The organism is Burkholderia sp. Bp9143, assembly GCF_003853645.1.
Taxonomy (GTDB): domain Bacteria; phylum Pseudomonadota; class Gammaproteobacteria; order Burkholderiales; family Burkholderiaceae; genus Burkholderia.
Map to the genome: position 1 here is coordinate 128232 of NZ_QTPO01000017.1, position 12140 is coordinate 140371.

Here is a 12140-nt window from a genome sequence, read left to right on the forward strand (position 1 = left end):
GCGCAGCGAAGCACGTGCCGATTTTCCTGGATGGCGCCCCGCCGCGCCGCTGCCGGGAATGTAGCTGGAGAAGAATATAAGAATGCATTTAACGCTCGGCGGTGTCGGATGAATAAAATTCCATTTTTTCGTGCATGTACTAGGTTTTTTGGGATGAATATCGTGCGTGGACTAGATGCAAAATCGAGAAAAATTGGCATTATCCGTCTCGCTTTGCAAGGCGTTATTCAATCAAGTTTCATTTGGAGAAAATCGTGGCTCTCAACAAGAAGATTCTCGCATTCGCATCAGTCGCAGGGTTGTTCGCAGCCGGTTCGGCCATGGCCGCCGACGGTACGATCAACTTCACTGGCAACATCACCGCGGCGTCGTGCTCGATCACCGGTGGCGCTGGAACGAACGTGACCGGCCAGAAGGGCAAGCAGGACATCGCGGTGAACCTCGGCACGGTCAGTGCGGATTCGATCGGCGGCACGGCAGGCCACGGCATCGCGGGCGGTACGTCGATCAACCTGAGTCTCGACTGCGGCAGCACCGCAACCGACCTGACGCTCGTGAAGATGAAGTTCGACCCGTTGGCCGGCTCGGGCATCGATGGCAAGAACAACAAGCTGCTGAAGGTTGCGGGCACGGCGAAGGGGGTCGGTATCGGTCTGTATGACGACAGCAACAACCTGCTGAACCTGGCGGCGAACGAGACGGTCAACGCGCCGCTGGTCAAGGGTGGCACGGCCGAGACGCCGACCTACACCGCCGCGCTGAACATGCGTGCGGGTTACGTCGCAAACGGCGACACGGTCGAAGCCGGTACGGCCAACGGCACGCTGCCGTTCACGCTGTCGTACGAATAAGCCTCTCCCACCGAGCGACGAAACGGCGCATGCGCCGTTTCGTCGCCGCCTCCAGATTCAAATCCGCCATGAAGAAATCGCTCATTGCCGGGCTGGTCGCGGCCGGCTCGATGTTGTTCGTGTCCATTCCGTCGCATGCCGGCATATCGCTATCCGGCACGCGCGTCATTTATCCGGGGAACAGCAAGGAGGCGTCGGTCGTCGTCAAGAACCAGGCGAAGGACGACGTGATGATTCAGTCCTGGATCGAACTGCCGGACGGCGCGAAGGGTGACCTGCCTTTCGCGATCACGCCGTCGCTGAGTCGCCTCGGTGGCGACAAGCAACAGATCCTGCGCATCTTTTACGCGGGCGAGGGGCTGGCAGCCGATCGCGAATCGGTGTTCTGGCTCAGCGTGCAGGAGATTCCGCAAAAGACGAAGGACGATAACTCGCTGCAGATCGCGGTGCGGCAGCGGATCAAGCTTTTTTATCGGCCTGCCGATCTGGCGGGCAAACCGGAAGCGGCGCCGGGTCAGTTGAAATGGCGTTGGCGCGACAGCGACGGCAGGCCGGCGCTGGAAGTCGTCAACGACACCCCGTATTTCGTATCGCTCGGCCACGCGAGCCTCAAGGTGGGTGCGAGCACGTATCCGGTCGTTACCGAGATGGTCGCGCCGAAATCCTCGGCACGCCTGGCGATCAAGGCATTCTCCGGCAGGACGGCGCCTGGAGGCGCCAAGGTCGAATTCACGTCGATCAACGATTTCGGCGCGACCGTCGACACGCAGGCCGACGTGACGAAGTAACGCGCCCGTGGCGCGATATCGATCGGGTCGATCGATTCAGATAGATACGTTGTACTTATTAATAGACAAGAAGAGAGTGCGCATCGGGGCATGAAAACCACTGTCAAGAAAATCGTAGAGGCTTGCCGGCGCGCATCCTGTCTGATGGCGCTCGGCGTTGTCGTTACGCCGGTCGTCTCACAGGCGGCCGAGTTCAACGAGATGTTCCTCAAGAAGGGGGAGGGTCCCGTCGAGATGTCGTATTTCGAAAAGGGTAGCTCGGTGGCACCCGGCGTCTACGATGTCGACGTGTCGTTGAACCAGGGACGGGCGAAGCGCGAGTCGATCCTGTTCGAGTCCGACGCATCGGGAGAGGTCCGCCCGGTGGTGACGTACGGCTTGCTGAAGGCGCTGGGTGTCGACGTGAAACGTCTCGAGCGCGAGCACAAGCTGGAAGCGGGGCTGGCGGACGACGCGCCGGTCGAGCTGAGTGTGCTGGCCGATGGCGCGTCGGCGAGTTTCGACGTGGGCACGCTGGCGATCGATATCAGCGTGCCGCAGGTCTATGCGCCGACGCAAACGCGTGGCTATGTCGATTCGTCGCTGTGGGACGACGGCATCACTGCCGCCTATTCGAACTATCAGGCGAACTTCAGCCACGACACGGATTCTGGGTACCGCAGCGACTATGCGTATCTCGGGTTGCGCAACGGCCTCAATATCGGTCCCTGGCGGCTGCGCAACGAATCGGCGCTGTCATGGCGACGCGGCAGCCCGTCCGATCTCTCCGCGAACCGCAGCTACGTGGAGCGCGACCTGCAGCGTATCAAGGGGCGGCTGTCGGCAGGCGAGGTGTATTCGTCCGGCGAGATTTTCGACAGCGTCCGATTTCTGGGTGCCCAGATCAGTTCCGATACGGGGATGCTGCCGGACAACGAGATCGGCTATGCGCCGGTCGTGCGCGGTATCGCGCAAAGCAATGCAGTCGTCGAGGTTCGTCAGAACGGCTATGTGATCTATTCGACGTCCGTGACGCCCGGTGCGTTCGAATTCCGGGATATCTACCCGAGCGGCTCGAACGGCGACCTGGAGATCCGGATCATCGAATCCGACGGCAACGTGCGAACGTATCGGCAGTCGTATTCGTATCTGCCCGTGATGATCCGTCGCGGCACCATGCGCTATGCGTTTTCGGCCGGCCAGTATCGCGGTTATGGCCAGTCTCGACCCAAGTTCGCACAGGGCACGCTGGTCTACGGCGTGTCGGACAACCTGACCGGCTACGGCGGCTTCATCGGTGCGGAGCGATACGCGGCCATCGCGCTCGGGGTCGGCTACAACTCGCGTCTCGGTGGCGTGTCGTTCGACATCACGCACAGCCAGTCGAATGCGACGGGCAGCAAGGCGAGCGGGCAGAGCTTCCGGTTCCTGTACTCGAAGACGCTGACGGCGACCGAGACGACCTTCACGATGGTCGGCTATCGCTATTCGACGGACGGCTATCGCACATTCAGCCAGCACGTCGACGATCTCGACCGCCAGTGGGGGAGTGGTTCCCGCCGCCAGAAGAGCCGGGTCGACCTGAACATCAACCAGTCGCTGGGTACGAGCGGTTCGCTGTACGCGAGCGTCGGCGATACGAGCTACTGGAGCCAGGGCGGATCGAGCCGCAACGTCCAGCTTGGCTACAGCGGCGCGCTGAAGAGCCTCAGCTACAGCGTCGCGGTGGCGCACACGCGGGATTCGGGGCCGTTCGGTCGTACAGACACGCAGTTCACCGCGTCGATCAGCATTCAGCTCGGCGGCGGCACGCGTTCGCATCGCATGTTCGCGAATACGGTTGCCTCGACGAGCGGCGACGTGAGCTCGCAAGTCGGCGTGAACGGGTTCCTGAACGAATCGAACACGGTCAACTACTCGGTGCAGGGGGACTATCGCAAGCACGCAGGCGGTTCGGGCGGCGTGGGTCTCGGCTGGGATACGCCGCTTGCCAAGCTGACGACGAACTACAACCAGTCGGGCCATGGCAAGCACGTGGATGTCGGTGCCACCGGGGCCATCGTCGCGCACCGCGGCGGGATCACGCTGGGTCAGTCTGTCGGCGAGACGTTCGCGATTGTCGAAGTGCCAGGCGTGCGCGGCGCGCGCTTCGCGTCGTCGACGAGCATCAGCACGGATCGCAGCGGCTACGCGATCCTGCCGTATGCCCAGCCGTATCGCTACAACTGGCTCAGCATCGATACGGAGAGCCTCGGCTTCGATACCGATCTGACCGACAACTCGAAATCGGTGGTGCCCACGCGCGGCGCGATCGTGATGGCGAAGTTCTCCGCCGAGACGGGGCGCCGGGTGCAGTTTGACGTCAAGACGTCGAATGGCGGCAAGGTGCCGTTCGGTGCGACCGCTTTCGACGAGAGCGGCAAGGTGCTCGGCATGGTCGACGATGCGTCGCGCGTGCTCGTGTTCGGCGTGAAGGATCAGGGGCGCCTGTCGATTCGCTGGAGCGAGGGCTCGTGCGAAGGCGGCTATGCGTTGCCGGAGCGGAAGAAGGCGGTCGCGTACGAGCGTGTGGCGATGCGCTGCAGGATGGCGGGGAAGTGACCTCGCCGAGAATGCGTGCCGTGATTGGCGAAGCGTCAGGAGGGCGATGCCTGACGTCGCACATCGCATCCGATTTTTCATCCAATGAGGCCGCTATTAACGGCCAAAAGTGGGGGAGACCGATTCCGTGACGAACTTCATCATTGAACGGAAGGGATGCCTTTGTGTGAAATGGGTGAAAATAACGAGAGGGTTGTTTATGGAAGTTTATGGTTATGTATCGCATTGTTTGCGGCGCGCATCGCATCGCTACACTCGGTTTGCCGTGCTGTCGGCTTTGATGCTTACTTCATGTTTTCCGTTAGTCGCGCGAGCTGCACTGGATTATTGTTCGCCGATGGGTGTCGGAACGGCAACGAAGAATATTTACAATCTATCTGGATATAATTCACACATTGATCCTGATGTTCCTGTCGGAACGACGTTGCATTCTCAAACGTCACTGCTGAATGGAGATTCGTTGCACTTTGAGTGCATGTACGTGCCAGGCGGAATACAGAGCGTGATGCACGGAAGGCTCGAGCCGGTAGGTGCGTACAACACTTGGCCCAGCAGTGTGCCCGGAATCGGTATCCGGATGCGGGAACTCGACGTTTCCAGTTGGTGGCCGATATACGATGATTTGGGGAACTCGGCGAGGATGATTTCCTTTTTGCCGAAGACAATGCTCATCGAATTTGTCAAGACAGGGAATATTGATCTTAATGGTGGCGTTATTCAAGGCGAAATTGGCGGGATCTGGCTGCGAAAAAATACGCAACAGGTTGTCAGCATCAGAATTTTGGGGGGAATTCAGATTCGTCCAAAGCCTCCGGTGTGTACGGTGACGACAAAATCGATTACTGTTCCGTTCGGGCAGATTCAGTTTCCATCCAACGTGGGTAGTGTCACATTGGCCAGGCCTTTTGATATCACGGTCAAATGTACCGGATCGGCACACGGCGGTGTTTCTAACGTCTATATGACCATGACCGACGTTCAAAAGCCGTCGAATCGGGGGGACCAACTGGCCCTCGATCCCAAGGGAGGGGCAACTGGCGTAGCCGTCCAAATTCTGAACAATGGGACGCCGGTCAAATTCGGTGCCGACTCGAATGCGCCAGGCAATACGAATCAATGGTTCGTGCGGCAGACGGGTGATGGAACATTCAATATTCCGCTGTCTGCCCGATATATCCGGACTGCTGCGCAGATGCAGCCGGGCGTCGCAAATGCGGCAGCGACTTTTACGATGAGCTACCAGTAAGCTCGGCGCGGGTTTCGAACGGCTCCGAATCCGGACGGATTGTAGCGACCGCTCGCGTTCCGGATACATGTCAGGTCGGGGGAAATGGCCGGCAGCTTCGTCGAAGCCGCCGGCCATCGATTTTCCGGGCCCCCACTCTTGAAACGAGTGAGGGCTCCATGCCGAACCCTACGGGTTCAACGCACCATTACCAGCTGACGGAGCCGTAGCGCCACTGCCCGTCGATCTTGCCGAAACTCATGCCGACCGTGGAATAGGGCTGCGCCGAACCACTGACCGAGTTGGTTTCGATGTTGCCGCTTTCCGTATTCAACCCGACCAGGCGGCCCCAGAAAAACCCGCCGTAGTCCGGCGACACGAGGTTCAGACGGCTGCTCGACGTCGAGGCCCGGATCGTGCCGGCGTTTTCACCGACCAGGCCGCCCAGGTGCGAACGGTTGCCCGCAATCGTGCCGGTGGACGATGAAGCCTCGATGAGGGCGCCCTTGTCGTTCAGACCCACCAGACCGCCGACACTGGAACCGTCCGCCGCCGCAGTACCCGACGCGGACGCATGGCGAACGATCGCTTTGTTGCCGCGGTTCGCGCCGACCAGCCCGCCGACACGGCCGCCGTTGCCGGCCGTCACGTCGACGGCGGCCTGGACGGTATCCAGCACCCCCGTGTTCAGGCCCACGAGCCCGCCGACGTCGCTCGCCTCTCCTGCGCTGACCTTGCCTTCGGCGCTTGCGTTCGACACGGTGCCGTCGTTGGTGCCGACGAGCCCGCCCGCGTGGCTGTTGCGGCCGGCCTTTACCGTGGCCGTGGCGTGCGCGTTGCGGATCGTGCCGCGGTTCGAGCCGGCCAGGCCGCCGACATGGCCGCTCGCGAGGTCGGTCACGTCACCGGTCGAGCGCACGTCGTCCAGCGTGCCGCGCGCGTTTTCGCCGACGAACCCGCCGATCGCGATCGCACCGGCGGCCGTGACCGAACCGGATGCGGACGCGTTCGCGATCGTGCCGCCGTCGCGGTTCTTGCCGACGAAGCCGCCGGCATACCCGCCCTTGCCTGCCGTGACCGTGGCGGAGGTCGACGCGTCGCGAATCGTGCCGTAGTTGACCCCGACGAAGCCACCGGTGCTCGTGTTGTCGCGACCGGACACGTGCCCGCCGCTAGACGAGCGAACGATGCGGCCGCCGTTCATCCCGACGAGCCCGCCGGCGCTCTGCACGTCAGGGTTGAAGTGCGAGTCGAGCGGCATGCCGGGGCGGCCGGACAGCGTGACGTCGGCGAAGGCCTCGCTGTCGGCGATCGTGCCGACGTTGGAGCCGACCAGCCCGCCCACGATGAACGCGTTGGTGCTGCCGGATACACGCCCGGCGAAGCGCGCGCGATCGATCGAGCCGAGGTTCCGGCCGACGAGGCCGCCCATCTGGACCGCTTCCCTGCCGTTGTACGAGACGCTCATGTTTTTCGCGGTGACGTTCGTGATGCGTCCGCCCAGGTTGTCGCCGACGAGGCCGCCGACGAACGCCGCGCGAGCGGCCGAGGTGCCGTCGACGACGAGCGAATCGAGCGTCAGGTTCGCGAGCGTGCCGCTGCTTTGCCCGAACAGGCCGACGTTCGGGCCGGTGTTGGTGATCGACAGCCGGCTGATCGTGTTGCCGAGGCCGTCGAACACGCCGTGGAACGCACGGTCGCCGCCGATGCTGCGGAAGCTTGCGTTCGCGCCGTCGATCGTGTTGCCGATCACGTAGCGGCCGCCCAGGTTGGCATCGATGCCGCGCAGGTCGGCAACGGTGTGCAAGACCTTGTAGTCCTCGCCGTTCGAGCGGAACGACGCGTTGTCGCCGGACAGCGTCACGACGGCCTTGTCGTTCAGCGTATGGCCGTTCTTCGCGTTGAGCTCGAGGTGCGCGTTGCGGCCGGTGAGCTTGACCGTGTCGTCGATGCGAATCTTGTCGGCCGCGTTGACGTTCAGGCTGGCGTTGGCGCCGGTGGACGACAACGTTTGCTTAAGATCGACATTGCCTTTCTGCGAGGTCAGCGTGAGCGAACGATCGCTGTTCCAGGCGACGGGGCCGCCGACCGTCAGGTCGCCTCGCGTGTTGGTGAGCGCGACGTTGGTGGTGCCGAGGTTGTGCGACAGCGTGTCGGCATCGATCGACGCGCCGTCCGGGTAGAGGCTGTCGGCGTTGTTGTGCGCGACGCCCGCGTTGGCGGCTTCGATGGTCCAGGTACCGGCGGTGTCACCGGCACGCGTGTCGACCGTGGCGCCGCGTGCGACGCTAACCTGTTCGCCGCGCGTGACGATCGAACCGGCCGGCGCGCCGGCTTCGGCCGCGCTCGCGTCGAGCGTGCCGCCGACGAGGACGGTGCCGCCGTCGAGCGTGATCTTGCCGGCGTGGCTGGCCAGACCCTTCGCTTCGATGGTGCCGGTGTTGTTGACCACGGCGTTCAGCAGGTTGCTCGCTGCACGCGCGGTCATCAGCACTTCGCCGCCGTCGGCCTTGAGCAGGCCGCCGTTGGTGGCCTGCGCATCGACGGCACCGCCCTCGACCTGCAGGCTGAGCAGGTCGTTGCCGTCGAAGTTGACCTTGAACGCGTTGCCGGCGCCGAGCGCGACGCGGCCCATCTTCGCCTGGATCACGCCGTTGTTGGACACGCGCGCACCGAGCAGCGCGACGCTGCCGCCGTCGGCGGCGGTGATGTGGCCGTCGTTGACGATCGATGCGGTGGAGTTACCCGAGAAGCGATAGTTGCCGGCGAGGAAGTCGGCGTCGGCGATGTTCTGGGTGGACGCGACGAGGCCGCCGACGTTGATCTGCGCGCCGGAGCCGAAGAGCACGCCGTTGGGGTTGACGAGGAAGACCTTGCCGTTGGCGTCGAGCTGGCCCTGGATCTGGCTGCCGTTGTTGCCGACGACGCGGTTCAGCGCGATCGACTGCTTGCCGGGCTGATGGAACGCCACGCGCTCGTTAGCGGCGATGCTGAAGTCGTTCCAGTTGGTGATGAGCTTGTCGGTATGCTGGTTGATCGACATTGACTTGCCGTCGTTGTCGCGAATGATGTCGGCCTTGCCGGTGGTGATGTTCTCGCCGGTGGGCAGCGCGAAGGCGGGCAGGGCGGTGAAGCCGAGCAGCGAGAGAGCGGCGGCGACGCGCTTGGCGCTGCCGGGCTTGGCACGGCGGCGTGCGGTTTCCCCGACGGCGCTCCAGCATCCCTGGGTCTGGTTCCAGACCAATGCGTAGGTCTTGTTCATCGTTTCGTTATCCAGATTGAGTTTCATGAACCCGGCCGACCGTGAAGGCCGGTCGGCCGAGGGTGACAACCGGCGGCCTCTCGGCCGCCGGCTACGAGCGGACAGGCCGCTCGCAACAGGCGACGGCGTCCGGCATGCCGTTCAGGCGGCGGAGCCGGAACCGTCGGGGTTCAGGCTCAGGGCTTCACCTGGCCATAGTTCACGCCGACCAGCGCGCCGTAGGACTGGTCGTAGCCAGCCTTCACGTCGACGCGGCTGGTGCTCGACGAGCCGTAGACGAAGCCGAAATTGCCGCCGACGAGACCGCCCAGTCGCGCGTACCGGCCGCCGGATACCGTGCCGCTCGACGACGAGTCAGTGATGACGCCGGCGTTGCTGCCGACGAGGCCGCCGACATAGCTGGCGTCGCCACCCTTGACGGAACCCGTCGCACGCGACTGGTCGATCTTCCCGAGCAAACTGCCGACGAGGCCGCCGACCTTGCTCTGCCGGCCGGCTTCGACGTCGCCCGACGCCGTCGACCGTGCGATGTCGCCGCTTTCGTTGGCGCCGACGAGGCCGCCAGCCTTGCTCGATTGCCCGACCAATACCTTGCCGCTGGCGCTCGACTTGTGGATGTAGCTCGCGTTGAACCCCACGAGGCCGCCTGCCGAGCTGTCGTTCAGCGCGGTGACGTTGCCCGATGCGTTGACGGAATCGAGCGTGCCGGCGTTGGTCCCGGCAAAGCCGCCCGCCGTGCTGTTGTAGCCCGCGACCACTTCGCCGGAGGCGTCCGATGCCTCGATGCGGCCGCCGTTCGTGCCGACGAAACCGCCGACCTTGCTGTTGTGGTCGCCGCCCACGTTGCCGCTGGCCTGCGACGTCTCGATGAAGCCGAGGTTCTCGCCGACGAAGCCGCCGAGCGTCGATTGGCCCGTGGCGCGGAGGTGGCCTTGCGCGACGGATGCATGGATGCGGCCCGCCTTGCCGTTGCGCCCGACGAAGCCGCCGGCGAGGCTGTTGGCGCCGGCGACGACGTTGCCCGTCGCGGTCGACGCGTCGATGTCGCCGTTGTTGTAGCCGACGAAGCCGCCCGCGGCTACCGTATTGTTGCCCGCCGTCACGTTGCCGTTGGCTTGCGACTTCCGGATCCGGCCGCTGTTCGAGCCGACGAGGCCGCCGACCGTGCTGGACGCCGCCGCGAAGACTTCGCCGTCGGCCGTGGACGCGTCGATGTCGCCCAGGTTCACGCCCGCGAGGCCGCCCGCGACGCTGCGTTCGCCGACGCTCACCTTGCCGCTGGCGCGCGATTCCGCGATGGTGGCCATGTTGAGGCCGACGAGGCCGCCCGCCACGGCGTTGTTGCGCGCGGTCACGCTCGCGGACGATGAGGATTGCTTGATGATGCCGTTGTCGTCGTTGTGTCCAACGAGCCCACCGACCGTCGCGCTGGCGCCCGTCGCGTTGATGGTGCCGGCGCTCGACGAGCGCTCGATCATGCCAGTGTTGTACCCGACCAGGCCGCCCGTGGCGCCGTCGTGCGCGGCGTTGATGCGTATGTCGGCCTGGCTGTCGCGGATCAGCGCCGAGACCGGCGGCTTGTTCAGCAGCGTCAGGTTCTCACCCACGAGGCCACCGACCGCATTCGCGTAGCGATCGCTGTCGATGCGGCCGGACACGCTGGCGTGCTCGATCGTGCCGCCATAGTTCGAGCCGACGAGGCCGCCGACGACTGCGTGCCCCTTCGTCGAGACCGAGACGTTTTCGGCCGTCACGTTCGAGATCGTGCCCGAGTTGCTGCCGGCGAGCGTGCCGACCGACATCGACGAGCCGTACGGCAGACCCGATGCGACCGTCACGATGTCGCGCAGGCTGAGGTTGGCGATGCGGCCGGCGTTGTGCGAGAACAGGCCGACGGCAGTTTGGCCAGGATTGGAAATCCGCAGGCGCGAGACCGTATTGCCGAGGCCGTCGAACACGCCAAAGAACGCTCCGTTGGCCGCGATGCTGCGGAAGCTCGCGTTCGCGCCGTCGATCGTGTTGCCGATCACGTAGCGGCCGCCCGGGTTCGCATCGACGTTGCGCAGGTCGGCAACGGTGTGCAGCACCTTGTAGTCCTCGCCGTTCGAGCGGAACGACGCGTTGTCGCCGGACAGCGTCACGACAGCCTTGTCGTTCAGCGTATGACCGTTCTTCGCGTTGAGCTCGAGGTGCGCGTTGCGGCCGGTGAGCTTGACCGCGTCGTCGATGCGGATCCTGTCGGCCGCGTTGACGTTCAGACTGGCGTTGGCGCCGGTGGACGACAACGTTTGCTTCAGATCGACGTTGCCGTTCTGCGAGGTCAGCGTGAGCGAGCGATCGCTGTTCCAGGCGACCGGGCCGCCGACCGTCAGGTTACCTTGCGTGTTCGTCAGCGCGACATTGGTGGTGCCGAGGTTGCGCGACAGCGTGTCGGCGCCGATCGAACGGTCGCCGTTCACGCCGGCGTTGGCCGCTTCGATGGTCCAGGTGCCGGCGGTGTCGCCGGCGCGCGTGTCGACGCTGGTATCGGCGGCGACGTCGACGCGCTCGCCGCGCGTGATGATGGAGCCGGCCGGCGCGCCGGCTTCGGCCGCGCTCGTATCGAGCGTGCCGCCGACGAGGACGGTGCCGCCGTCGAGCGTGATCTTGCCGGCGTGGCTGGCCAGACCCTTCGCTTCGATGGTGCCGGTGTTGTTGACCACGGCGTTCAGCAGGTTGCCCGCTGCACGCGCGGTCATCAGCACTTCGCCGCCGTCGGCCTTGAGCAGGCCGCCGTTGGTGGCCTGCGCATCGACCGCGCCGCCCTCGACCTGCAGGCTGAGCAGGTCGTTGCCGTCGAAGTTGACCTTGAACGTATTGCCGGCGCCGAGCGCGACGCGGCCCATCTTCGCCTGGATCACGCCGTTGTTGGACACGCGCGCACCGAGCAGCGCGACGCTGCCGCCGTCGGCGGCGGTGATGTGGCCGTCGTTGACGATCGATGCGGTGGAATTGCCCGAGAAGCGATAGTTGCCGGCGAGGAAGTCGGCGTCGGCGATGTTCTGGGTGGACGCGACGAGGCCGCCGACGTTGATCTGCGCGCCGGAGCCGAACAGCACGCCGTTGGGGTTGACGAGGAAGACCTTGCCGTTGGCGTCGAGCTGGCCCTGGATCTGGCTGCCGTTGTTGCCGACGACGCGGTTCAGCGCGATCGACTGCTTGCCGGGTTGATGGAACGCCACGCGCTCGTTGCCGGCGATGCTAAAGTCGTTCCAGTTGGTGATGAGCTTGTCGGTGTGCTGATTGATGGACATCGACATGCCGTCGTTGTCGCGAATGATGTCGGCGTTGCCGGCGGTGATGTTCTCACCGGTGGGCAGCGCGAAGGCGGGCAGGGCGGTGAAGCCGAGCAGCGAGAGAGCGGCGGCGACGCGCTTGGCGCTGCCGGGCTTGGC

6 protein-coding genes are annotated in these 12140 nt (G+C 64.4%); 4 read left to right on the forward strand and 2 right to left on the reverse strand.

What is annotated here, in order from left to right; genetic code table 11:
* Positions 1 to 254: 254 nt before the first annotated feature.
* The 4 genes from DIE23_RS15480 to DIE23_RS15495 all read left to right on the forward strand — a co-directional run bounded on the left by DIE23_RS15480 (position 255) and on the right by DIE23_RS15495 (position 5465).
* The gene (locus tag DIE23_RS15480) at positions 255 to 851 is read left to right on the forward strand and encodes a fimbrial protein (protein ID WP_260436074.1); all 597 of its coding nucleotides are present in this window, start codon (positions 255 to 257) and stop codon (positions 849 to 851) included.
* Between the two features lie 68 nt (positions 852 to 919).
* Positions 920 to 1639, forward strand: coding sequence for a molecular chaperone (locus tag DIE23_RS15485; RefSeq protein WP_124612926.1), 720 nt, complete (start codon positions 920 to 922; stop codon positions 1637 to 1639).
* A 90-nt stretch (positions 1640 to 1729) separates the two neighbouring features.
* Positions 1730 to 4219, forward strand: a complete 2490-nt coding sequence (locus tag DIE23_RS15490) for a fimbria/pilus outer membrane usher protein (protein ID WP_221623345.1) — start codon at positions 1730 to 1732, stop codon at positions 4217 to 4219.
* A gap of 127 nt (positions 4220 to 4346) precedes the next feature.
* The gene (locus DIE23_RS15495; RefSeq protein WP_124612927.1) at positions 4347 to 5465 is read left to right on the forward strand and encodes a fimbrial protein; all 1119 of its coding nucleotides are present in this window, start codon (positions 4347 to 4349) and stop codon (positions 5463 to 5465) included.
* 187 nt (positions 5466 to 5652) lie between these two features.
* Here DIE23_RS15495 and DIE23_RS15500 read toward each other — a convergent pair whose 3' ends face one another.
* Complete coding sequence (locus DIE23_RS15500; protein ID WP_124612928.1) at positions 5653 to 8706, reverse strand: GLUG motif-containing protein; 3054 nt, start codon at positions 8704 to 8706, stop codon at positions 5653 to 5655.
* Positions 8707 to 8882: 176 nt separating this feature from the next.
* Positions 8883 to 12140, reverse strand: a 3258-nt coding sequence (locus DIE23_RS15505; protein WP_124612929.1) for a GLUG motif-containing protein, incomplete at its 5' end; no start/stop codon positions are given.

Bases quoted from the DNA above. Each gene is read 5' to 3' on its own strand.
- DIE23_RS15485 (WP_124612926.1), top strand. From the start codon at position 920: ATGAAGAAATCGCTCATTGCCGGGCTGGTCGCGGCCGGCTCGATGTTG.
- DIE23_RS15490 (WP_221623345.1), top strand. From the start codon at position 1,730: ATGAAAACCACTGTCAAGAAAATCGTAGAGGCTTGCCGGCGCGCATCC.
- DIE23_RS15500 (WP_124612928.1), bottom strand. From the start codon at position 8,706: ATGAACAAGACCTACGCATTGGTCTGGAACCAGACCCAGGGATGCTGG.